The organism is Bacteroides zhangwenhongii, assembly GCF_009193325.2.
Classification (GTDB): domain Bacteria; phylum Bacteroidota; class Bacteroidia; order Bacteroidales; family Bacteroidaceae; genus Bacteroides; species Bacteroides zhangwenhongii.
This window is the reverse complement of sequence record NZ_CP059856.1, coordinates 1,231,953-1,258,357: the sequence shown is the minus strand read 5'-3', so window position 1 is coordinate 1,258,357 and position 26,405 is coordinate 1,231,953. Positions and strand designations below refer to the sequence as shown.

The following is a 26,405-nucleotide window of genomic DNA, read 5'->3' as shown; positions in this document are numbered from 1 at the left end:
CTTCTGTTTTTAGGGCTTGTCCTTTTAAAAAAAAGACATATATTTGTGTAGCAAATAAATAGAGACTAAATATAGACTTCAAGTATGGCAGAACCTTTTAAGAATATGTACAACGAGCAATTTTTCGACCTATTTACGAAAGATTTGAAACTTGTTATCGATGATTTTGATGCTCACGGGTTTGTTTCTCAAGTTATGGATGATGAATGGGAAGGCAGGGAACTTAAACAGCGCTGCATACATATCACTACCATTCTGAAAAAGTTTTTGCCGGCAGATTACAAAGAGGCAATCGCTAAGATTCTTGAGTTGTTGGATCATGTAAAAAGTACGCGGCCTGATTTTTCGGTGATAGATGATACGAAATTTGGATTGATGCTGGAGTATGGGGCGATTCTGGATAATTATGTCGAGCAATATGGGTTGGATGATTATGAAACGTCTGTCAAGGCGATAGAGAAAATCACGCAGTTCACAAGTTGCGAGTTTGTGACTCATCCTTTTATTATAAAATATCCGGATAAAATGATGAAGCAGATGTTGGTTTGGTCGAAACATGAGCATTGGGGAGTAAGGCGGCTTGCGTCAGAAGGTTGCCGTCCGCGTTTGCCTTGGGCGATGGCTTTGCCGAATCTGAAGAAAGATCCGACACCTATTATTCCTATTTTGGAGAATCTTAAAAATGATCCGGCAAGATTTGTACGGTTGAGCGTTGCCAATAATTTGAATGATATTGCGAAAGATAATCCGGAAATTGTCATTGATTTGGCAAAGAAATGGAAGGGTGAATCGAAAGAGGTAGACTGGATTATTAAACACGGTTGCCGGACGCTCTTAAAGCAAGGGATTCCGGAGGTGATGGAGTTGTTTGGTTTTGATTCTATCAGAAATAATATTAGTGTGAAGGATTTTCAGATTTCAAGTCCTAAGGTTAAAGTCGGGGATTCGTTGGAGTTTGGTTTTAACTTGTTGAATCATAGCAATAAGACAATCAAAATACGGCTTGAATATGGTATTTATTACCAAAAAGCAAATGGAACGCTGACGAAGAAAGTTCATAAAATCAGCGAAAAAGAATATACCGGGAATTCTACCACACGAATAACGCGAAAGCACTCTTTCCGCGTGGTTACGACGAGAAAATTCCATCTCGGGCTTCATCAAATTGCTATAATAATCAATGGGAGTGAATTTGAAAAATATGATTTCGATTTGATTGAGTAATTCGATTGCTGCAACAAATAATATAAATCCTCGATTCTCCGGATGAAAATCGAGGATTTTTTATTTTGATTACTACTATCTTCTTCCTAATACCCCGGATTCTGCTTCAACCTCTCATTCATCACCCGTATTTTCTCCGGTATAGGGAATACAGTTGTATATCCACTTGCTTCATCCGGCAGTTGCGGACGGCTGCTGTAAGCTCTTGTAAACTTCCCGAAGCGGACTAAGTCCTGTCGTCTCCATCCTTCCCAAGCCAGTTCCAGCTGACGTTCGGCAAGGATATTCTCTAAAGTGGCAGTGCGAGGAGAAGCGTTGACACGGCTACGAACTTCATTGAGTTCTTCATCTCCGTTTGCTCCGTTCCGGACTTTCGCTTCACTCTTCATCAACAAAGCGTCTGCATAGCGGAACAATACAATGTCATTCTCCATCAACTTACCGTCTTTTGTGGCAGTCGGGTCGACTTCATACTTTTTCATGCGGGCTCCTGCGGTTTGTTCGTATGAGGTGTCTGTTATATCCAGAGATACTTTCCAGGGCAGATATTCCAGTACCGTTCCATTATCTAGTTTGATTATGTTTCCTTTCAGGTCGTGGACAATTCCTGCAAAATAGCAAATATCAAAACGGGGATCTTGTTCCGCGGTTTCATAACCGAAAGTTTCGAGGGCTTCAATGGTGGCGCTGGGACCGTTCTCACCGCTTAGTCCGTAAGCCTTGGCGTGATTATAGTGGCGGGAACGGAAGAGATATTGCATCTGGTTGGTGTACAGAGTTTTGTTCATCGGGATAGTGAAGACATTCTCTACGGACGGTTCGTTGAATATGGAGAAATTCGTTTCGTATTCCGGTTCCAGTTTGTAGCCCATAGTCTTGAGTTGGTCACAATAGTAGATGACTGTTTCCCAGGCATTGAGTTCGCTGCCGTTCACTGTGAACTTTATATTTTTTCCATCCGGGCGTTGTCCGTCCGTCCAATCATTGTCTGTATAAACTTCGGAGTTCAAAGCCAGTTTGGCCAGTAGGAAAGTTACCACGGGGCGAGTGATACGGCCATAGTAAGGACCGGACTGGTTGCTATGTGCATCGCTCAACAAAGGAGCCGCCTCTTGCAATTCCTTGACAACAAAGTCAAAGACCGTTTTCCGTTCACTTTGCACTACATCTTTCATTGCTACGGAAGAGGATTGAACTAGCGGGATGCGTCCGAACAAATCCATCAGGTAATAATAATACATAGCCCGTATGGCACGTACTTCGGCACGGTATGTCGGCAGTTCCGTAGCGGAATGAGTTTCGGCGAATTTGTCTATCCGTTCCAGTGATTTGTTACTTAACATGACGACTTTATAGAGATATTCCCATGTAGCCTGAATGGCATCATTCTCTATTCCCCAATCGTGCAGGTAAAGTCCTTGCCAAAAACCACCGTCATACCAGTCACCTCCACGGGTGGGGATAATGGCTTCGTCGGAGGTAAAGGTGTTCAGGTCGTAGACTCCCCTACCCGTTCCCTGCAATCCCTGACTATCACTATAACCGCCTACGTATGTATAAAGCGAAGCTACTGCATTGAGATATACTTCCGAGATTGTATTGTAAACGTCATCTTCGGGTAACTTATCTTTCGGATTTTCCTCCAAAAACTTACTACATGAGAATAAACCCAGACACATTGCCAGAAAGAATCCTAACCGACTTTTATTTTTCATATATTGTTTCATCATCTCCTCCTCCATTAAAAGTTAATACTCAATCCCAGTGTGTACGTCCGCGCCAACGGATATCCCCGTTTATCATCCACGCCTAAAGTGGAGTTCACCGTTGAACTGTTAATCATAGGTGAAAGTCCCGAATAACCGGAAATGGTTGCCAGGTTGTTGACTGTAAATGCCAGACGCAGGGAACGGACATATTTCTTCAGTTTCTGTACTTTCTCAATCGGCACGTTCCAACCCAGCGTCACATAGTCGAAGTTGACATAATCTCCCTTTTCCAACCAATAGTCGGTGGCGGTTTGATCCTTGATGTTCTGTTTCGGGGCTTTCTTCATTACGTTATAGTCGGGAAATATATTCATGTTCATATAGGTCAGGGAGGTTCCGTTGTAAATTTTATGTCCGAAAGCTCCGTTAACCTGCAAAGACAGGTCGAAACGCTTGTAGCGGAAACTGATGTTGGAGCCAAGAATCGTTTTAGGTACGGCTTGTCCTGCCACGTAGCGGTCTTCACCATCTTCAAGGCTGACACCTCCGCCATTCAGATCGGCGATGCCATAGGTGTATCCACCGTTTCCATCGGATTCGAGTCCCGTACTGTGGGGAAGATAGAACACGCCCAACGGTTGACCCACCATCTGATATACGATGTGGTTGTATCCTCCGTGAAAGCCTGCTCCGTCGAGGCTGGCAAGACTTTTATATTCGGGGGCAGAAAGCATTTCGCCGTTGTACATACCGCTTAATGAGAGCAGTTTGTTGCGCTGGAAAGTGATATTGGCATTGATATTCAGTTCCATATCCTTGGTCTTCAAGGGGGTGATGCCGATGGCGATTTCCGTACCCCAGTTGCGCATGGAACCGATGTTGGCAAGTAAGGTGTTATAGGTGAAAGGCGGTACGCTTACGTTGTAAAGGTAAAGCATGTCTGTGGTTCGGGAGTTGTAATAGTTGGCGGAAAGCAGCAGGCGGTTGCCGAAAAGAGCTACGTCGATACCGGTATTAAAGGTATGTTTCACTTCCCATTTCAGGTCGGGATTTGTGTTCCGTAAGTCTCCTAAAGATACGACGGCGGAGTTTCCGACGGGGACTACACCGTTCGGCTTTACAAGGTTCAATGTAGTGTATGAGTCAATCCCGCTCTGATTACCTGCCAAACCGTAGCCAATACGGAATTTCAGATTATCCACCATCGGCAACTGCTTCATAAATTCTTCTTCACTAATCACCCATGCGGCAGATGCGGAGGGGAAGAATCCCCATTTATGGTTCGCTCCGAATTTGGAGGAAGCATCTGTACGGGCGTTCAGCGTCAGTACGTAGCGGTCGGCGTATGTATAGTTGAAACGTCCCATGAAAGATGCCAGACGGGGTTGGTCGTAGTAAGAATTAGTGCCTTCCCACAAGCGGAGTGCGCCTGCCTGAAGATTATTATACCCGAATTTGTCGGTGCTGAAATTGCTTACTGTTGTATAATATCCCGTGTAGGTTTCTTTTTGAAGTTCGGCAAGTGCCAGCACGTCAAAGAAATGTTTTTTCCAGTTTTTCTTATAGGTCAGCATCATGTTGCCCAGCAAGGATTCTCGCTTTTTGGTTCCTTTGTAAGCCTGGCCGTTCGCCCAGACGGAGGTGGGAAGGTATTGCGAATTTTCCACGATATTATAGGTATAAGCGCCGAAGAGGTTTAGTTTCAGTCCTTCCAGCAGATTGAAAGTCAAACGGGCGTGCGTGCTGATGTGCGAAGTGGCATCATCGTCCTGCACTTCCATCCATGCCAATGGATTGGTGATTTGGCTGGCAGTCGTTATTCCGTCCCAGGAATTGGTGACGGGGTCTTTATGGTTGGGATAGGTGGGGTTGAATGTGGCTGCCGAATAGAACGTTTTCTGATAATCCACCAGATTATGATTCTTCTGAATGGAACCGAACATTCCCAGCTCGCAGTTCAGGAAGCCGTCGAACATTTTCTGATTCATGTTCATATTCGAAGTGAAGTTTTTCATGTCTTCATTCAAAATCACTCCCTGACGATCCATGAAACCAAGAGAAACGCGATAGCTGGACTCACTGGAACCGCCATAAAAGGCGATGTGATGGTTTTGTTGTAGTCCTGTCTGTTCAATCTCTTTCTGAAAATCGGTGTTATTTCCTTTATCCAGAATGGAAATCCCGCGTTCCGAGGCGACACGGCGGTACTCATCGCCGGACAGCATTTTCAGATTCTTGTAGACGGTGGAAATTCCGAAGCTACCGTTGTAGGCTACCTGTGTTCTGCCGCTCATTCCTTTTTTAGTGGTGACTTCAATCACACCGGAGGCTCCTCGTGAACCGTATTGTGCGGTTTCGGAAGCGTCTTTCAAAATGGTGAAGCTCTCAATATCCGTAGGGTAAATGGAGGTGAGCATACTCAAGTCGCCAAATACTCCGTCGACGATTATCAAAGGGTCATTGCCACTGGTCAGTGAGGTGGTTCCCCGCAGGCGTACCGCATCCAAGGCTGCCGGACCGTTTGATCCGCGTTGGACGGTCAAGCCCGGCACACGTCCGCGGATTGCTTCCAAAGGGTTCGTTATCTGGTCTTTATTCATCTGTGTCTCCGTAATCTTCTCTACGGAACCGGAGAGGGTTTTCAAACTTCCGGTGGCATATCCAACAGTTATCAATGAGTCTATGGGCGTGGTAACGGGTATCTCCTGAGCGAATATATCACTACATGAAGCCGACAAAAGAAAAGTGAGCAATGTTAGTTTACCGTGTCGTCGTATCATAATTGTTAGTTTTTAAGGTAATACTATAAATATAACAAAAAAAGAAGGAATCTGGTTGAGTGGATTCCTTCTTTTTTTTATTTTTGGGACACGGAGTACCGCACGGTTATTTCACGGATTATTTCACGATTATCTCATCTGTGAATATCCAGCCTCCGAACTCTTTTCCGGCTTGAGCCTGATAGCGAATGTATCTTCCTGTCGCATTCCCCTTCCATGAGATGTCCGTAAACTGGATAGGAATTTCTTTGGCGACTTCAAAAGTCCGGTGTTCCAATTCCGTAAAATTGGTTCCATCGTCAGAGACAGAGATTGTGACAGACTCAGGCAAAAACACCTCCGCACCCGTCACTTGCATGAAAGCAGCAGTAACGGAATGAATGGGAGTAACAGTTTCCATATCGATTGTCACATCCAACCGGTCACCGTCAATAAATCCCTGCCAACAACCGTCACCATACGTCCAATCGCCACGTATGCCGTCCGTTAGAGCGGTATTGCCCTGTGCCGGATAATGGGGACTATACGACGAATTGTATATTACCTTCTTACCCAATGCCAGATGGGCAACGGGTTGTACGGATTCCGGACGACTGCCGATTTCATTCTTCAAATCGAAAGGATGATACCCCTTTGCCTGTAACTCTCTCACCGCTTTCAAGGCGCGGGCATGGAAATCCGGCCATGACTTACGCTCGGGAGCAGACCAAGCCACTTCCGCCAATGCGAGGATACGGGGATACATCATATATTCAACCTGTTCGGGAGTGGGAATATATTCCACCCATAAGTTACCCTGCACACCGTAAACAAGTTTAGCCTGTTCTGTAGTCAGGGAAACGGAAACCGGATCGTACGAATACACTTTCTTCAATGGCAGGTATCCGCCGATAGCTTCCGGCTGTGAATAGGGTGCATCCTGATAACTGTCCAGATAACAATAAGCGCCGGGTGTCATGACTGCCCGATGACCGGAGGTTACGGCAGCGATCCCACCTTCTTCTCCACGCCAGGACATAACAGTAGCATTGGGAGCCATACCTCCTTGCAATATCTCGTCCCATCCCAGCAAATGACGACCGTGAGCATTGAGGAACTTCTCAATGCGGTGTATCAGGTAACTTTGCAGTTCATCTACATTGGCAAGATGTTCATCCTTCATTCTCTTTTGACACTTCGGGCACGTTTTCCATGCCGACTTGCCAGCCTCATCACCACCGATATGGATATATTCTGACGGAAAAAGTTCCATGACTTCGGTCAGCACATTTTCGAGAAAGGCAAAGGTTTCTTCATTACCGACACAGAAGTCCGAATTCTTGTACGGCTCGCCCGAACAGGACAGTTGCGGATAAGCAGCCAGCACTTCTTCCGAATGGGAAGGCATTTCTATTTCAGGGATGACCGTCATATAATGCTGACGGGCATATTCAAGTATTTCACAAATGTCTTTCTGAGTATAATAACCACCGGAAGCTCCAGGTTCATCGAAGCGAACGTATCCGCGTCCACCGTTCCACCATTTCTTCCAGTTCGGCTCCGTACGCCAAGCGGCAAAGTCAGTGAGCAAAGGGTATTTCCTTATCTCAATGCGCCAGCCTGCCGCATCAGTCAGATGCAGATGAAGCCGGTTTATTTTATAAAAAGCCAATGCGTCTATCTGCTTCTTCACAAATTCTTTGGAGAAGAAATGGCGGGAAACATCGAGCATAAAACCACGATAAGCAAAACGAGGAGTATCCTCTATTTCAACGGATGCGACGGAATAGCCCGTGCCCGAAGGGGTAAGCAACTGTAACAGTGTCTGCATTCCGTAAAATAATCCGGCTCCGGAAGTTGAACGGATAATGATTCGTCGGGGAGTGACGGACAGTGTGTAACTTTCCGGAGAGGGCAACCGCTCATTCTTTCCGGTTATCAGCAGTGAAAGTACTTGGCGTACGTCCTTTTTCGAACCTTTCTTCAACGAAACAGGAAGTGCTTGCAGACAGTTCTCCCAAAGCCTCGCTTCTTCCCCCTCTAAGTTTGTATAAAGTTTTGTCTTTTCTGATAGAAAAAAGTAGTCCGCACCCCGCTCCATTTTCAATGGAACAGGAATTACGGACTGTGCTTTGATGGGATGCACCGCAAGGCACATCCCTAATATCCATAAGAAAAGACAAACTTTAGCGTGTCTATTTCTTATATTCATTAATCAATACTGATTTCGTCTACAAACAAGAAACTGTTTTTACCTTTTCCACCATGCCATGTCGGCATTGATTTCTCCGGTGATGCAACAACTCTTACATACTGCGTTTTCACCGGAGTAAAGGTCAACTTATGATCATAGACACCGTCTTTATCATCTTCTTTCATTTCCGGATATTCTTCGGAAGCAACTTTAGTGAAGTTCTTTCCGTCATCCGAAACTTCTACGGACATAGTTCTCGCATCGAATACCCAATCGCCTTTGGCAACACAAGTAGAGATGGACACGCTTGAAATCTCTACGGGTTGTTGGAGATCAATCGTCATATCCATGTCATTTCCGTTGAAAGCAATCCAACGGCCGGATTTGTAACTACTGTTTCCTTTCAGACCGTCTATCAATGTAGCAGCTCCCTTGAACATATATTGTTCATTGATTTTCTGATTGGCAACAATCGGCTTCATGCTGGATTTGCTGAAATCAATTTTCTCGGTAAGCACCTTGCTGTCTCCTGAAGGACGAATAGCTTTGGCGGACAAGGTAGCATTTTCCTTGAGTTTCAACACACCTTCATACAAAGGAGAAGCAGCGGTAGGTTCCGTACCGTCCAAAGTATAATGAATAGGGGTCTTATCAATAGTAGATAACGTAATATCCAATGTTCCTTCTGCCGGATTCGGTTCAAATTGGGCTTGCACCTCAAAGACGTGTTTAGCATAATTATATCCTTCGGCTTCATACCATCTGATTAACTGAGGAAGACGAGACAGGAAGTCTGCATAATTCTTCTTATCGGGATTCGTCCACTGAACTTCACACAAAGCAGCCCAACGGGGCAATACCATATATTGCGCATGCGGGAATGTAGCGATATATTCGGTCCAAAGATTAGCTTGTACCCCTTTTATATATTGCTGTTCCTCCGGAGTAAGAGAAGCTGGCATAGGCTCGTAGCTGTATACTCTTTCCATCGGCAGATAACCTCCGATACCGAAAGGTTCATTTTCGATATCTTTAGACTGATAGTAGTCGAAATATAAATAAGTATTCGGAGTCATGATGACATCGTGTTTCTGCCTGGCGGCTTCAATACCTCCTTTTTCGCCGCGCCATGACATTACAGTGGCATTCGGAGCAAGTCCGCCTTCAAGGATTTCATCCCAACCGATAATCTGGCGTCCGTGAGCATTGAGGAACTTCTCGATATGATTGATAATGAAACTCTGCAAACGTTCTTCTTTAGAGTGTTCCTTATCCGATTTCAAGCCCAACGCCTTGGCACGTGCCTGGCACTTCGGACATTGTTCCCATCTTACTTTCGGACATTCGTCACCACCCACATGGATATATTCCGATGGGAAGATTTCAATCAATTCTCCATATACATCCTCGAGGAATTTCAATACCTGATCATTTCCGGCACAAAGCACGTCTTCAGATACTCCCCACTGTCTCCATACTTCGTACGGACCACCGGTACAACCCAGCTCAGGATAAGCGGCAAGGGCAGCTTGCATATGTCCCGGAAGGTCTATTTCAGGAACAACGGTTATGTAACGTTCTGCAGCATATTCTACAATTTCTTTTGCCTGTTCCTGCGTATAGAATCCACCGTAAGGTTTACCGTCATACTCACCGGAGTTGCGTCCGATGACGGTTTCCGTTCTATTGGAACCGATTTCTGTCAGCTTCGGGTATTTCTTGATTTCCAGACGCCATCCTTGATCATCCGTGATATGCCAATGCAAACGGTTCATGTTGTGCAATGCCTGCATATCGATGTAAGTCTTTATTTCATCTACCGTGAAGAAATGACGGCTGGTATCGAAATGGGCGCCACGATAACCAAAACGGGGAGCGTCTTTGATTTCTACGGCCGGGAGGGCTATATTTGTTCCCACGGCAATAGGCAAAGATTTACGCAAAGACTGGATACCATAAAATACTCCGGCTTCCGTAGAACCGGTAATGGTTACTCCGTCACCGGCAACTTTCAATTGATAGGCTTCCGGATTCTCATTTTCTGTCCCCAAAGCCAGGATAATGGCATTTTTTCCTTCTGTTCCGGCCTCAATGGTAAAGTCTTTTCCCGTAGCCGTCTTCAGATAGTCGGCCAGGAATTTCGCATTGCGCTGCATCTTCTCGTTTCCTTCCGGATAGAGAATCTTTACTCCGCTTTTCAGGATAAAGGGGGCTCCCTGCTCTACAACGATTTCCTGCGGCAAGGGAATTACCTGATAATTAGCTTCTTGCTGAACTGACTGGCAAGAAGCAAAAAGCCCTGCCACTGCCAAGCATCCGGTTAATTTCAAAAGTTGTTTCATAAATTAAAAAATTAAGTGTTAAGTTATTAATAAATTTATGGAGTCAAAGATATTATTTTTCTGCCATATTTCACATTTTCCATCATATTCCACGGATAATTTAACAAAATATATTAATTAGGTAAAACACAATAACCCATCAAAAATAGCTTTCTTCATAATATAATTATCTTATTCTTTAATAATATCTGTAAGCTTCACTGCTTGAAATGTCATATGTGCTACACTACTTTCGTATAAAATGCCTATAGTTTCTTTATCAATCATAGTCAGGCAGCTATATCCCCATCCCGGATCTTCATCCAATAAAAGTTGATGTTCCGGCAGCCAAGTAAGTCCTTTATCCAAACTTGCCTTTATTGTAATATGGTCACGTCCTTTTACTGTATTCGGATTTGAAAACAGAAGGATGTCTTTGTTCAACACATTATCCAGTGCTTTGACATTCAGCAAGCTGGCCATACATACGGGCTCATTAAGTGCTTTACGTGAAGAAGCGTGTTCGGTCCAGCTCTTACCCAAATCTTTTGTAATGGATACCGCCCGACTGCCTCCTCTGTTATCACGCATATTCAACATCAAAACTCCCGGTTCTATTTCTACAACTTGGGCTTCTGTGGTATTGGTACGGGCCATGTTATGCATCTTCCATGTCTTACCTTGATCCTTACTATACATAATTCCGGCATTAGGGATACGTGTCGAATCTATAAACTGGGTCGGAAAAACCAATGTGCCGTCACTCATCGTTATTCCGCGTCCCGGTCCTTGAAGTAGAAAGTACCAGGATGGATCTTTCACCTGCTCCGTTATATTGATTGGTTCCGACCACGTTTTACCATCGTCGGTACTTTTCACCATCATCAATTGCGCTGTATGATTCATATCCATTCCCGGATGTGAACTCCACCATGCACGCTGATTGCCCATACCATGCGTCCATGCAGCAACTATCCATACAGTATTTGTTTTTGTGTCTACCAAAATAGAAGGATCCCCTACTCCATTTTGAGCTTTTGGCAAACCACCATACTCACCAAATGAAAGAGGAAGACACATTTTTTCCCATGTCTTTCCTCCATCTGTACTACGGCTCAACCCAACATCAACATATTCTTGCAAATCAACGCTACTATTATAACGAACATCATATACTCCTAACAAAGTTCCTTTATTCGTAGTCACCAATCCCGGAATACGGAAAGCTGCCGATCCGTCATCTCCTGCGTGACGTACGCCGATAGCCATTCGATGAGAGATATTTTTAGGAGAAAGATATTTACAGTCCAAATCCTTGCCATCTACTTTTACCGCACATAGTTCAGAGTTTATTCGGGTATATAAAGAAGTTCCTTTTTTCATCTGCAAACTAATCCAAAAAAAATTTACGCCTGGAAATAATTTATAATTACTCTTAAGTACTACTTTATTGGAAGGTCTCACAACTTCCGCACATTTCACCGAATACGACGGATTGGCAGATAAGGTAGTTCCCGGATGAAAACTGGATATATATTCTACAGGAGCCATACGCTTTTTATCTCTATGCTGCAATGCCTCCGTGCCTCCATAATAGAGTTTTACTGACTGGATATCGTGCTGTGGCGTGCTTTTGCTGAAATCTAATACGACTTCATTCAGTAACTTACTGTCTTTAGCATCCAAACGGATATAAAACAAAACATTGTCTTGCCGTTCTATCAGAATGGGAGTTTGTGTTTCACGGATAAATACTGTATCTGAAGCTCGGACAGTATCTGAGGCTTGAACACTAAAGGAAAATCCTAATAAAATAAGAAGGAGAAAATAATGATTTCTTTTCATAATGGGGGTATTAGTTAGTTTAACGCGGTAAAGATAGGATTTTTCTTATACAAATTAAGTATTTTCTTTAAAATACAATATGAGAGCCACAAACTTTCTCTTTTTTACCAAGTTCTGGTAGGACTTGTTAATACTTTGACCACCATTTTGGCTCTTGTCATCATTGATAAAGTTGGTCGTAAGAAGCTGGTGTATTACGGAGTTTCGGGAATGATTGTTTCTCTGATTCTTATCGGCCTGTACTTCCTTTTCGGAGAAACACTGAATGTCTCAAGCCTCTTCCTTCTTGTTTTCTTCCTGTTCTATGTATTCTGTTGTGCCGTGTCTATCTGCGCTGTGGTGTTCGTGCTCCTTTCGGAGATGTATCCCACCAAGGTTCGCGGACTGGCCATGTCAATAGCAGGATTCGCCTTATGGATCGGAACGTATCTGATCGGACAGTTAACCCCCTGGATGCTCCAGAACCTTACCCCCGCCGGAACATTCTTTCTGTTCGCACTCATGTGCGTGCCGTATATGCTGATTGTATGGAAACTCGTGCCGGAGACGACCGGGAAGTCACTGGAGGAGATTGAAAGATATTGGAACCGCTCGGAACAGTAAAAAAGATCATATTAACTTAACACTTTAAAGATATATGGATTTAAAAAAACTATCGGACCAATACAGGGATGAATTGTTGAACAATGTTCTTCCTTTTTGGCTTCAAAACTCTCAAGACAAAGAGTTTGGCGGCTATTTCACTTGTTTGGATCGTGAAGGCAAAGTATTCGATACAGACAAGTTTATTTGGCTGCAAGGGCGTGAGGTATGGATGTTCTCCATGCTTTACAATAAGGTGGAGAAACGCCAGGAATGGCTGGACTGTGCCGTTCAAGGTGGCGAATTTTTAAAGAAATACGGACATGATAGAAATTACAACTGGTACTTTTCCCTCGACCGTTCGGGTAGACCGTTAGTAGAACCGTATAACATTTTCTCCTATACTTTTGCAACGATGGCTTTCGGACAATTGAGTTTGGCAACCGGTAATCAGGAGTATGCCGATATTGCCAGAAAGACATTCGATATTATCTTGTCCAAAGCTGATAATCCTAAAGGAAAATGGAACAAGCTTCATCCCGGTACGCGTAACCTGAAAAATTTTGCTCTGCCGATGATTCTCTGTAATCTTGCTATGGAAATAGAGCATATTTTAGGTAAAGACTACTTGGAACAGGCTATGGACACTTGCATCCATGAAGTTATGGACGTCTTTTATCGTCCCGAACTTGGTGGAATCATTGTCGAGAATGTAGATATAAACGGTAATCTTGTGGATTGTTTTGAGGGTCGCCAGGTTACTCCCGGTCATGCGATTGAAGCGATGTGGTTTATCATGGACTTGGGTAAACGTCTGCATCGGCCGGAACTGATAGAGAAAGCAAAAAACACGACTCTTACCATGCTTGAATACGGTTGGGATAAGGAGCATGGCGGTATCTTTTACTTTTTAGATCGTAACAGTTTTCCTCCCCAACAATTGGAATGGGACCAGAAACTCTGGTGGGTACATATCGAATCTTTAATTTCATTGTTAAAAGGCTATCAGTTGACAGGAGACAAACAGTGTTTGGATTGGTTTGAAAAAGTACATGATTATACATGGGTACACTTTAGGGACGCTGAGTATCCGGAATGGTACGGATACTTGAATAGAAAAGGTGAAGTATTGTTGCCCTTGAAAGGCGGCAAATGGAAAGGGTGCTTTCATGTACCAAGAGGACTGTTTCAATGCTGGAAAATACTTGAAACTCTTTCGCTACAAACATTTCCCGGATTATTAAATATTGCTGAAACACAATTTAAATCTATTTACTAAATTCAAAATTATGAAACAATGGACCTTAAACATGTCTAAATACCATTGCGGAATTTTAGACTCAAAAAAAGGACTACAATGTACTATGCTGTGTATTGCATTATTAGCACCTAGCTATACTACAGCAAGTACAAATGTAGGGAATGAGCAAAAATCATTCTATGAAGTAACACAACCTTTGTCAATGATGAAAGAGACATCAAACGTTTCTCCAACCGACAATTCTGTTCGTGGAACAATTATTGATGAGAAAGGTGTTCCTCTACCCGGTGTCAGTGTCGCAATTAAAGGCACATCCACCGGTGTGATTTCAGATATTAACGGTTATTACATTATTAACGCAAAAGCAGGAGATATTCTGGTATTCTCGTTTGTAGGCTTCAAATCGCAAGAAATCACAGTCGGTAAGAAACCGGCTCTTGACATCGTAATGAAAGAAGATGTACACGAACTGGAAGAAACGGTTATTGTCGGTATGGGTAAACAACGGAAAGCCAGCGTTATAGGTTCTATCTCTTCTGTTTCAATAAAAGAACTGGAAGTACCGCAACGAAATCTGACTAACGCTCTTTCCGGACGTATTGCCGGTGCAGTGGTCGTACAACGTTCAGGTGAACCAGGACAAGACAATGCTGATTTCTGGGTACGTGGTATTTCTTCGTTCGGAGCTAATCAAAAACCATTAGTATTAGTTGACGGAGTGGAACGGGATATGTCTGATTTGTCAATTGAAGAAGTAGAATCCATTTCTATCTTGAAAGATGCATCGGCAACGGCAGTATATGGTGTGCGCGCAGCCAATGGAGTTGTATTAGTAACTACCCGTAAGGGGGTTGCCCAAAAACCGGTCATAGAAGTAAAATTGGAAACAGGTTTCTCCGATCTCCCGACAATGCCGAAGTTATTGGACGGGGCCAATTACGCATTGCTAGCCAATGAAGCATTGGGTACTGAAAATTATACTCCGGAATACATTGACAATTTGCGAAATGGAACCAATCCTTTTCTATATCCGAATGTAAACTGGATGGATCAACTTTTCCGCAAGTATTCAACTAATACGAATGCAGCTATCAATATTCGTGGAGGTGGTGAAAGAGCACGTTATTATATTAGTGCCAGTTTTATAGAAGATAACGGTAACTTGAAAAATAATCCGGAAGCCGATTACAAATCAAACATTTCACTTCGTCGATATAACTTTCGTTCAAACATTGATTTGACATTGACTAAAACAACCAATTTATCATTGGAAATTGGTGCTAATATGACAGATATGCATCAACCCGGTTTAGGAAATGAGTATGTAGATAACAGATGGTTCAGTCCTGTTGAATTACTTTATTACTATTCCTATTTATCCAATCCGTTATCCGCTCCGGTTCGAGTACCTATCGGAAAAGATGCGTTTGGCAATACAGAATGGGGTTGGGGAGCACCATCACAGGTCGGTGAGGTGAATCCGGCAGAACGTTTGTTTGGCTCCGGCTATAATAAATCATTCCGCTCACAAATTATGAGCCAGATTACATTAAAACAAGACTTGAGCTTCTTATTAAAAGGCCTTGATATACAAGCTTCTTTCTCTTTCGATGCCAATAATCAGACCATACAGAACAGACGTAAAAATTCTTCTACCTATAACATAACGGGAGTTGACGATGAAACCGGAGAATTTCAAGTAGCGGAAATTACCAAAGGAAATGAATTCTTGGGATACAATGTAACTCCATCCAGTAACCGCGCCGAGGAACTGAAAGTGCAATTGAATTACAATCAGATTTTTAATGAAGCACACCGTGTCGGTGCAATGGCGATGTATTATCAGCGTGACTACGTAGACCAGACTGCCGGATCGTCTATCAAATCATTACCTTATAAGAAGCAAGGTCTGGCTTTAAGAACAACTTATGCTTTCAAAGACCGTTACTTTGCTGAATTTAATATGGGATATAATGGTTCGGAGAACTTTCCGAAAGGAAAACGTTTTGGTCTATTCCCGGCAGGAGCATTAGGGTATTTGATATCCAATGAGTCTTTCTGGCCTTTTAAAGCTGTTAATGTATTAAAAATCAGAGGCTCTGTTGGTCTGGTAGGTTCCGAATCATTGCCTGACAATATGCGTTTCGGTTATCTGTCATATTTTGGTGAAGGTTTAGGAGGATACTATTTCGGTATGGCCCCTAGCTTTCACGAAGGTATAGGAGAAGACCAAATCGGGGTAGCTGATCTAACTTGGGAGAAAGGTTTTAAGAAAGATATCGGTATTGAACTGAAAATGTTCGATAGCATGGTTTCTCTGGATCTTGACTATTTCCACGAAAAACGTTCCGATATTCTTATTCAACGTCAGTCTGTTCCTGCAACCATGGGAGTCATCAAACAGCCCTTTGCTAATATGGGTGTAATGGTGAATCAAGGTATAGACGGTACGTTGGAATTTAACCATTCAATTGGAGATTTCCGTTATAAACTCTATGGAAACTTCACCTACACTCATAATGAAATTAAAGAAATGGATGAAGCTCAGAAGAAATATGCATACCGTATGCAAACGGGACATCGTTACGGACAGCATTTTGGGCTAATTGCCTTAGGATTATTTCAAGACCAAAAAGAGATCAATGAAAGTCCTGAACAGAAATTCGGTGATGTACGTCCAGGTGATGTAAAATATTTGGATTATAACGAAGATGGCGTAGTAGATGAAGATGATAAATGTCCGATCGGTTATTCAAGTGTTCCGGAAATTGTGTATGGTTTTGGAGCTCAGCTTTTCTGGAAAGGATTCGACTTCGGTATTTTCTTCAGAGGACAGGCACATGTTACTTACGGTCTAGGAGGGGATACATTCATTCCATTCAATAAAGGAGTAGGGAAAGGTAACTTATTTGAAAAAGCACTTGATCGTTGGACGGAAGATAATCCTAATCCCAATGCATTCTACCCCCGTCTGTCCAATGGGGCCTCATCCAACAATTGGCAATCATCTACGCGCACCATTTATAATGGACGTTTGCTGCGCTTGGCGGACTTGGAACTAGGATATACTTTCAAGAAAAGCTGGATTGCTCCAATTGGCATGAAATCTCTTCGCATCTATTGTTTGGCGAATAATGTTGCATTGTTTGCACCATGGGATATGTGGGACCCGGAAACAGCTTCATTTAATGGTAGCAAATATCCTCTCCCGAGAAAAGTTAATATTGGAATTAGAGCTTCTTTTTAAAACGCATCGAATATGAAAAAATATATTATAGTTTTATTTAGTTTGTTGGCATTGTCGACTAGTTGTACTGACTACTTGGACAAACAGCCCGATGATATGAAAACAGATGAAATGGTTTGGAGTTCCCGCATGGAAACGGAGAAGTATCTGGCCAATTGTTATGGAGGAATTCCCACAGGGCATTTGCATCAACATGAACCTTGGGTTGGGGCAGCCGATGAATGTAATATAACCTGGAATTTCTATCAGGCGGATAACTTCAACAGAGGTGACTGGACACCCTCCAGCGAATTGGTGTGTGATAGATACGCTCGTTTTTATCAAGCTATTCGTGCTACTTTGACATTTGAGAACAATGTAGATCGTTGCGGCGAACTAAGTAGCGAGTTGAAAACACGTTATAAAGCTGAGGTCCGTTTTCTACGTGGATATTATTATTATCTTCTTCTTCGTCAATATGGTCCGGTAGTGTTAATTAAAGAATTGCTCCCTTCGGAAACAGATTTTGCAAATATGCAGCGTGCCCCCTATGATGAATGCGTAGAATATATTTGCCAAATGATGGACTTAGCAGCTTATGACCTACCGATGCATTATTGGGATGACCAGACCCGTTTGGGACGACCGAACAAATTGGTTTGTCTAGCAGTAAAAGCAATTGTACGTAATTTGGCCGCCTCTCCTCAATTTAATGGTAATGCGGAATATGCCAACTTCAAGAATCATGATGGTACCCCACTTATTAATACTACTTACAGTGAACAGAAGTGGAAAGATGCGGCAGCCGCAGCAAAAGCCGTCATAGATATGGCAGAGAAATATCCGGACACTCGTTTGAAACTATACCGGAATGATGAGAATGGGGATACAGAGTTTAATCCGTATAAATCATGTGTGGATGTTCAACTAAAGGCTTGGAATTGTGAGATAATATGGGCCAGGTCAGAAGGACAATATGATGATACATTTCAGCGGTCATGGATGGTACACAATACACCCGGTCCTCACTGTTTGGGTGGAGTAAGTCCCACTTTACGACTGGTAGATGCTTTTCTGATGAAAAACGGAAAGCCTATCGATGTGGCCGGTTCCGGTTATGTTGAAAAAGGATTTGCGGCTGACGGTGGAGATAATTGGAATCCCAACGGATATGATATTACTTCCGAAGAAGGTCGTAAAGGTATCATAGCAGACATCCGTGATAGTAAGGCATGGGGGCATTGGAAAGGTGACTGGAATATGTTCTGCAATCGTGAGCCTCGTTTCTATGCAGCTATCCTATATAATCACAGAGTGATACCTAGTCTGTCGGATGATAAAAACATTCGTAACGAATGGAGTACTGGAAGACAAAAAGATGGTTTCGGACGTGCAGAATTATATTTAGGAGGAGCAGCTCGTCCATCTATTAATTATGCGAACTACTCTAAAACGGGTATGTTAGTATTCAAGCGTAACGACCCGCAGGCAGATATGTATAACCGTGCTTATCCTCAAAACTATGCTTGCACTTACATACGCTATGCTGAAATCTTGTTAGACTATATAGAAGCGTTAAGTAATTATGATCCTACCAATGCGGACATTCGTAAATATTGGGATCAAATTCGTAAAAGAGCAGGTGTGGAAAGCGCGTTTGTCGCTACTCCTGAAATAGCTTCTGACCCAGCTTTAATGCATGAATACATTATTCGTGAACGTCAGATTGAGCTTTGTTTTGAAGGTGACCGTTATTTCACAACTCGTCGTCTTTGGAAAGCCCACACACCGGATAAAATTGTAACAGATCCTGTGACCGGTGAAGAAAAAGACGGTCGAATATATGGTGATGGAGGCAGTATGTGGGGAATGAATGTTGATGCTGGTGATGTAGGTTCAAATGATTTCAATTTTGAAGGTTTCTATAAACGTGCTGTTTTTGAAAAAAGGGTATTCAATAAAGAGTACTATTTATTCCCTATTCCGCAAAAAGAAATGGATAAGTGTCCGGGATTGGTTCAGAATCCATGGTGGAGTGGTAATACTGCTAATTAATAAAAAGTATATAGTTATGAAGAAAATATATTTATACGCAATACTCGCTACATTTGCAAGTATGTCAATGCTGACTTCTTGTGATGCGGATGCGGAGTTTGAAACAGAAGTTCCCGTGAATCCTGTAATGCGTCCTATCATCAGCTTGACGGCAATGGAACAAGAAGATATTTTTGAAGGTGTCATTGATGACAATAAACGTACTATTAAATTGGAAGTCGAAGCTTGGACTGATTTGTCAAATATGACTGTTAATTTGAATATACCGAAACGAGCTACACTTATATCTCCGTCAAGCCCGGAAGGTGTATGGGACTTAACCCAACCGGTAAATGTTGTGATAAACAATATCGAAAGAGATGTGACTTATACAGTAACGGCTAAGAAAAAGGCGGAGTTTATTGAAAAACCTCTTGTAAGTCTGGTGGCAAAAGCAGGCGGTGAGACTGCTACAGGAGAAATTGATTATACTAATCACACAATTAAATTAAATTTTGGTCCTTGGGTGGATTTATCAGAAACGACACTGACTATTGAAGTGAAACCACATGTGAAATTAGTAGATCCTATTGCTTTGGAAACGGTATGCGACTTTAGTGAAACTAAAACGAAATCTATCATTGTAAATGATGTACAGAAAGATGTTACTTACAATTTAGTGGTAACTCAGACCGAATTAGTCTCTACTTTGGTAGACTATACAACACTTAAAGAATATAAATTGGATAATGATGCAAATATTGTTGATAGTAGTCTTGGACTAGGTACAACTGATTTTGCTAAACTAATTGACGGTAAATATATGTCGTCTCCGTCCGATTATGGGGCTGTAGGATGGAGTCCTTTTGCTTGCCAATATAATGGTGCGGCAGATGCAACATTCCTAACAGTCGATGCTGGTAAAATGATGTATCTAGCAAAATTTAGTGCACATCGTTATTGGAATGAAGCAAATACCCAAGTTACCAAATTTGATCTTTATGGTTATTGTCAAGAAGGAGAACCTGCAAAGAATGGTTCTTTAGATGGTTGGACATTACTCGGCAGCTATAATTATAATCCAGATTCCCCAAGTAATTTTGCTGAAGGAGATTGTATTACAATTGAAAAGGAACAGGCCAAACAAGCCCGTTATTATCGAGTAAATGCCAAAGAAACCTGGTTTGTGCATTCTGGTTCCCCTGATGATTGGAGAGCTCGTGTTTATACTTTTACCGAATTCCGATTCTGGGAATATAAATAACATTCAATAACTTTTAGATGGTTGGTAGAGCTGTATAATCCTATCAGTCATCTAATTGCATTTTATAAACTACATAACTTCACAAAATTGATTATGAGAAAATTTATCAAATTCAGTGTACTTTTATTATGCTCTTTGATGGCATTATGTGTTTCATGTTCTTCTTCTGACGGTCCATCAGACGATAAAGAAGTTCCCCCTACTCCTCCGGTAAATCCGGGTGAGCTCTATCCATGGGAAGAGAATCGCACAGCACTTTTGAATTCCACTGATATGGTTCTTATTTATGGAGGAGGACATCACAGGGAACCTTATGATTGGGATGTAGACAGAATAAGTTCTTATGTAACTTATAAAGATAAGGCTGGAACAGAGCACTGGCTCTTCGACGCCTTTTTGTTTCTGGAATTGAAAGACACAGGTAATGGAGGAACCAATAAAACCTACACTTACGAAAATCAAGAAGGTCTGGATGCAGCCAATCAAAAGGATTGGAAAAGATTGGTTGATTATTATTTTGCAAGTAGTACCGGACTGGGAGCATTGAATCGTGCCATATCAAATGCACAAAAGCGTTTGGGAACCCCAAAAACGAAACATAGAGTAGTCATTGCCATTCCGGAACCGGTAACTCACAAGACACCGGCAAATGAAAATTCGACTACCGTATATTGGGGAAACTTGGATGGACATATCATGGATTTTTCCATCGCACAAGATCGGGTAGATGCTTGTAAATGGTACATAGACTATGTCCGCAGCAAATTCAACGAGATGCAGTATCAGAATATAGAATTGGCAGGCTTCTATTGGTTGGCGGAAACAGCTGGAACTACCAGAGATATTATATCTAAAGTAGGAGTTTACGTCAACCAATTCAAATATAGTTTCAACTGGATACCTTATCGTGGGGCAGAAGGACATGATAGATGGGAAACTTTGGGATTCAACAATGCTTACTACCAGCCTAACTATTTCTTTAATACAGAACAGTCATACGCTGTCCTAGAAGAAACTTGTAAAACAGCGAAAAGGGAAAATTTGGATATGGAATTTGAGTTTGATTATCGGGTGTTAGCAAATAATTCAGAACACAATATTTATTATCCCCGTATGAAAGACTATATGAAAGCATTTAAAACTCATCAAATATGGGACACTAAACGCCTAGCATATTATGAAGGCGGTGGAAACCTTCTTTCATTAAAGAGCTCTGCCAATGAAGCTGATCAAGCACTGTATCATGAATTCTGCGAATTTGTGATTACCCGTCCTATTCGTTCCAAATAACAATAACTATCATATTAGATGAAACGTATAAGAAGGTATATTCGTACATTGATTATAGTCAGTATCTTGTTCTTTACGACCCTGATAGTGAAAGCACAGCAAACGCTTCCCTATCAAAATCCGCAACTGTCCGTAGAAGAACGAGTGAACGACTTGTTAGGTCGGATGACTTTGGAAGAGAAAATAGGGCAGATTACCCATCTCCATTCGTACAAAGTATTTGACGGACAAGAACTAAATCCGAATAAGTTAGAAGTAACATGTGGCAACATAGGATACGGGTTCTTTGAGGGTTTTCCACTCACAGCCTCACATTGTCGCAAAAACTTCCGCCGGATACAAGAATATCTGATAAAGCACACACGTTTAGGCATTCCCGGATTCTCGGTTGCGGAGTCTCTTCATGGAGTAGTCCATGAAGGGACTACTATCTATCCGCAGAACATTGCATTAGGAAGCACTTTTAACCCTGAATTGGCGTATGCGAAAACCAAACATATTTCCGGTGAGCTGAACACGATGGGAGTTAAACAAGTACTCTCCCCCTGTATTGATGTAGCACGTGAATTACGCTGGGGACGAGTTGAGGAGTCTTTCGGAGAAGATCCTTTTCTTTGTTCTGCTATGGCAGTAGCGGAGGTGCGAGGGTATATGGATCATGGAATCTCCCCTATGCTAAAACATTACGGCCCTCATGGCAATCCATCAGGAGGATTAAACTTAGCTTCTGTTGACTGTGGGGTTCGTGATTTATTCGACATATATCTGAAACCTTTTGAAACGGTTCTTGCACAAAACCGCGTGATGGCAGTCATGTCAAGCTATAACGCTTGGAATCGAGTTCCCAATTCAGCTTCACATTTCATGTTAACGGAAATTCTTCGAAACAAATTTGGTTTCCGAGGGTATGTATATTCTGATTGGGGAGTAGTGGCTATGTTAAAATCATTCCATAAAACTGCAGGTGATGATTTTGAAGCTGCCCGTCAAGCTTTAGAAGCAGGTCTTGACGTGGAAGCCTCCAGTCCTTGTTTTGAAACATTAGCAAAGCAGGTGAAGAATGGAAACTTTGACATTCGTTACATAAATCAAGCTGTGAAACGTGTATTACGGGCTAAATTTGAATCAGGTTTGTTTGAGGACCCTTTTCAAGAGAAAGCTTCCTATCATCTTCCGTTGCGTGCAAAAGAAAGTATACAGCTTTCTCGTCAGATCGCTGATGAATCTACAGTATTATTGAAGAACGAAGGAGATTTACTACCTTTGGATTGCACAAAACTAAAATCTATCGCGGTAATCGGGCCTAATGCCGATTGTGTGCAATTCGGAGATTATACATGGAGTAAAAACCAAAGTGACGGCATCACGCCACTCCAAGGCATACGAAATCTGCTCGGAAAACGGGTGAAAATAAATTACGCAAAAGGATGTTCGTTAGCGTCAATGGATACGACATTGATAACGGAGGCTGTTAAAGCTGTTCACGATAGTGAGATTGCTCTAGTATTTGTAGGAAGTTCCAGTACGGCATTTGTGCGCCACAGTAATGAACCCTCGACAAGTGGAGAGGGAATAGACCTTAGTGATATTTCCCTAACAGGAGCGCAGGAACAACTCATCCGTTCCGTATGCGCGACAGGCAAACCTGTTGTTGTGGTTTTGGTAGCCGGCAAACCATTTGCCATACCCTATATAAAAGAAAAAGTACCCGCTATATTGGCTCAATGGTATGCTGGAGAACAGGCTGGAAACTCCATTGCTGATATTCTGTTTGGCAAAGTTAATCCTTCTGGAAAACTGCCATTCTCTTTTCCTCAAAGTACAGGTCATTTGCCTACTTATTATAATTATCTTCCTACTGACAAAGGATACTATAAAGAACCTGGCACATATACCTCTCCGGGACGAGATTATGTTTTTTCAAGTCCTGCCCCCTTATGGGCGTTTGGACATGGATTAAGTTATACCCGCTTTGAATACGTGCAAGCCACTACTGATAAAACAAGCTATCAGCCTCATGACACAATACGCATATCCGTAAAAGTAAAAAATAGTGGAGAATTAACGGGAAAAGAAGTTGTTCAGATATATATTCACGATGTGGTTAGCACGGTCATGACACCGGTCAAACAACTGAAGGGGTTTAAAAAGATAGAACTACAACCAGGCGAGGAAAAGCTGGTGCAGCTAAAAGTACCTGTACATGAACTTTACTTGACTAGTAATTTCGGAGACCGATATTTGGAACCTGGTAAGTTCGAAATCCAAGTAGGCACTTCTTCAGACGAAATATATTATAAATTACCAGTATGGGTAGGCAATAAGCCTATTTCTTTAGAGGAAAACAGTTTGTCAAAAGCCCCCGTAATAACCACCGGTAAAATTATACGCATAGAAGGAATTGTTCGTGATGTCCAAGCTACACCAATAGCCGGAGTGAAAGTAAAAACTATAAATTCTGAAGAGGAAGTTATGACTGATGCAAAGGGATCTTATTCCTTACCAGCACATTCAGATGATATTCTCTTGTTCTCCAAAAAAGGCTATGCGAGCCAAAAAGTACGGGCAAGCGGACAACATAAGATCAACATACAAATGATGAAAGAAAACTTTTAAAATTAATCTACTAAATAAAATGAGAAAATACAATTTTTTACTAGTAATGCTTGTGGCTATATTGGCCATTTCATGTTCACAATCTTCTTCTGATACACAAGTCTCAAATCTCGGAACAAAATGGCATTGGGATAAGGGGACTATTGTTATTGAAACTCCTGAACGTCCTACCGGGCAAACTAGTGTAATAGGTTTAAAAGCTCCCAAAATGGAATTTGTTCGTGTAGGATTCGTTGGATTAGGGATGCGTGGTCCGGCAGCGGTAGAACGTTTCACTTATATCCCGGGTGTGGAGATTGTAGCATTGTGTGACTATGAGAAAGAACGTGCGGAAGAATGTCAAAAGTTATTAAAGAAGGCTTCTATGCCCGAGGCTACTGTTTATTCAGGTGAAAAAGGATATGAAGAATTATGCAAACGGGATGATATTGATTTAGTTTATATTGCAACGGATTGGTTACATCATTTCCCTGTAGCTATGTGTGCAATGGAGAATGGCAAGCACACGGCTATTGAAGTGCCTTCCGCTATGAGCCTAAAAGAATGTTGGGCTTTGATTGATATGTCAGAAAAGACCCGTAAACATTGTATGATTTTAGAAAACTGTTGTTATGACTGGTTCGAAATGAATACCTTAAATATGGCTCAACAAGGGGTATTCGGTGAGGTCATTCGTGCACAAGGAGCTTATATTCATAACCTCGATGAGTTTTGGGATTATTATTGGAAAAAAGGAAAGGATGACAAACTTGGATGGAGATTGGAATATAACATGAAACATCGCGGAGATGTATATGCTACTCATGGTCTGGGGCCTGTGGCTCAAGCCTTAAATATCCATCGCGGAGATCGTATGAAAACATTGATTGCAATGGATACAAAATCTGTCATTGGCAAAGACCTGGTTGAAAAAAGAACAGGGGAAACGTGTAACGACTTCCGCAATGGTGACCATACGACTACACTTATTCGTACAGAAAACGGGAAAGTTATTGAAATACAACATAATGTAATGACCCCACAACCCTACAACCGTTTATATCAGCTTACAGGTACTAAGGGACTGGCTAATAAATATCCGACAGAAGGATATGCGTTGGATTCTAATCAGATGAGTGCATCCGGAATGAAGCCCAAAGTGGATAACTTGACCTCACATAACTTTTTACCTGAAAATGAGATGAAAACGTTAGTAGAAAAGTATCAACATCCTATTTTAAAAAAATATGGTGAGATGGCTAAAGAAGTAGGTGGACATGGCGGAATGGATTTTATAATGGATAGCCGTCTGATTTATTGTTTACAGAATGGATTACCATTAGATATGGATATCTATGATTTGGCTGAATGGTGTTGCTTGGCAGAATTAGGTGAATTGTCAATGGACAACAATTGTGCATCTGTCGCATTTCCAGATTTTACCCGTGGTGAATGGAACAAAATACAAGGTTACAAACACGCTTATGCTACTCAGGAAGAAGAAGCCAATAGTATGGAAAAAGCCAAGGCTTTTACTAAAAAACTAAAAGAAAAAAGTAAACTTAGGTAAGTGATCTTTATGTACCGAAATTGAATTAATGAAATACAATATTATGATAAACAGCATCCTGGATTCAATGGCATTATCAAAACTTTTGGATAACGCCATTGAACGGATGAACCGGTACATATCCCTATCAAGAAGAAACTCATTGTTCTTCGGTAGCCATAAAGGTGCTGAACGAAGCGCCATACTCTACACGATAGCACTCACTTGTAGGATGCATAAAGTGAATCTATTTGAGTATCTCACGGATGTGATAAACAGAACAGCCGAATGGCAACCGAACACACCACTTGAAAAATATAGAGAAATGCTTCCTAACAGATGGGAAAAGGCTAATGGATAAAAAGGGCTCATTAGCCTTTTTATTTTATCACACTATAGAGAAGCGCGGAGACGCTTACCAAACAGGTGCACTGATGAAAGGTGGGTGAAAGAGTGCCCTTCACCCGCTATCCTCGATGAACAGGGCGATGTAAAAGGTGAAGGGGATACATGCTATTTCTGTAGACAGAACAGATATACCTTTTATTGACT

Annotated in this window: 14 protein-coding genes and 1 pseudogene; 10 read left to right on the top strand and 5 right to left on the bottom strand. The window is 42.0% G+C overall.

Going from position 1 to position 26,405, the window contains the following annotated elements:
- The first annotated feature begins 84 nt into the window (after positions 1–84).
- Complete coding sequence (locus GD630_RS04965) at positions 85–1,224, top strand: DNA alkylation repair protein (RefSeq protein ID WP_143864605.1); 1,140 nt, start codon at positions 85–87, stop codon at positions 1,222–1,224.
- A gap of 86 nt (positions 1,225–1,310) precedes the next feature.
- Here GD630_RS04965 and GD630_RS04960 read toward each other — a convergent pair whose 3' ends face one another.
- The 5 genes from GD630_RS04960 to GD630_RS04940 all read right to left on the bottom strand — a co-directional run bounded on the left by GD630_RS04960 (position 1,311) and on the right by GD630_RS04940 (position 12,052).
- The gene (locus GD630_RS04960; protein WP_394368246.1) at positions 1,311–2,954 is read right to left on the bottom strand and encodes a RagB/SusD family nutrient uptake outer membrane protein; all 1,644 of its coding nucleotides are present in this window, start codon (positions 2,952–2,954) and stop codon (positions 1,311–1,313) included.
- A gap of 11 nt (positions 2,955–2,965) precedes the next feature.
- A complete protein-coding gene (locus tag GD630_RS04955) occupies positions 2,966–5,713 on the bottom strand; it encodes a SusC/RagA family TonB-linked outer membrane protein (RefSeq protein ID WP_238483395.1) in 2,748 nt (915 codons plus the stop codon).
- Between the two features lie 118 nt (positions 5,714–5,831).
- Positions 5,832–7,904, bottom strand: a complete 2,073-nt coding sequence (locus GD630_RS04950; protein ID WP_143864607.1) for a glycoside hydrolase family 20 protein — start codon at positions 7,902–7,904, stop codon at positions 5,832–5,834.
- Positions 7,904–10,228, bottom strand: coding sequence for a glycoside hydrolase family 20 protein (locus GD630_RS04945; protein ID WP_143864608.1), 2,325 nt, complete (start codon positions 10,226–10,228; stop codon positions 7,904–7,906). Before GD630_RS04945 ends, GD630_RS04950 begins: the two co-directional genes overlap by 1 nt.
- Before the next feature lie 171 nt (positions 10,229–10,399).
- Positions 10,400–12,052, bottom strand: coding sequence for a sialidase family protein (locus tag GD630_RS04940; RefSeq protein WP_143864609.1), 1,653 nt, complete (start codon positions 12,050–12,052; stop codon positions 10,400–10,402).
- Between the two features lie 33 nt (positions 12,053–12,085).
- On the opposite strand from GD630_RS04940, the gene GD630_RS04935 reads away from it, so the two are divergent.
- From GD630_RS04935 to GD630_RS04895, 9 genes and pseudogenes are all read left to right on the top strand, one after another.
- On the top strand, positions 12,086–12,655 hold the full coding sequence (locus GD630_RS04935; RefSeq protein WP_262890831.1) for an MFS transporter: 570 nt from the start codon (positions 12,086–12,088) through the stop codon (positions 12,653–12,655).
- 34 nt (positions 12,656–12,689) lie between these two features.
- Positions 12,690–13,913: an AGE family epimerase/isomerase gene (locus tag GD630_RS04930; protein WP_143864610.1), complete on the top strand. Its 1,224-nt coding sequence runs from the start codon at positions 12,690–12,692 to the stop codon at positions 13,911–13,913.
- 184 nt (positions 13,914–14,097) lie between these two features.
- Positions 14,098–17,142, top strand: coding sequence for a SusC/RagA family TonB-linked outer membrane protein (locus tag GD630_RS04925; RefSeq protein ID WP_182505707.1), 3,045 nt, complete (start codon positions 14,098–14,100; stop codon positions 17,140–17,142).
- Between the two features lie 12 nt (positions 17,143–17,154).
- Positions 17,155–19,176: a RagB/SusD family nutrient uptake outer membrane protein gene (locus GD630_RS04920; RefSeq protein WP_143864612.1), complete on the top strand. Its 2,022-nt coding sequence runs from the start codon at positions 17,155–17,157 to the stop codon at positions 19,174–19,176.
- A 16-nt stretch (positions 19,177–19,192) separates the two neighbouring features.
- Complete coding sequence (locus GD630_RS04915) at positions 19,193–20,419, top strand: DUF5000 domain-containing lipoprotein (RefSeq protein WP_143864613.1); 1,227 nt, start codon at positions 19,193–19,195, stop codon at positions 20,417–20,419.
- Positions 20,420–20,512: 93 nt separating this feature from the next.
- Positions 20,513–21,709 (top strand): DUF4855 domain-containing protein, encoded by a 1,197-nt coding sequence (locus GD630_RS04910; protein WP_238482966.1) that lies wholly within the window; start codon positions 20,513–20,515, stop codon positions 21,707–21,709.
- 18 nt (positions 21,710–21,727) lie between these two features.
- Positions 21,728–24,325, top strand: a complete 2,598-nt coding sequence (locus tag GD630_RS04905; protein ID WP_238482965.1) for a glycoside hydrolase family 3 N-terminal domain-containing protein — start codon at positions 21,728–21,730, stop codon at positions 24,323–24,325.
- A gap of 19 nt (positions 24,326–24,344) precedes the next feature.
- On the top strand, positions 24,345–25,874 hold the full coding sequence (locus GD630_RS04900) for a Gfo/Idh/MocA family protein (RefSeq protein WP_143864614.1): 1,530 nt from the start codon (positions 24,345–24,347) through the stop codon (positions 25,872–25,874).
- Positions 25,875–25,962: 88 nt separating this feature from the next.
- Positions 25,963–26,214 (top strand): annotated as a pseudogene (locus tag GD630_RS04895) (IS66 family transposase); the annotation flags it as partial.
- Between the last annotated feature and the right edge of the window lie 191 nt (positions 26,215–26,405).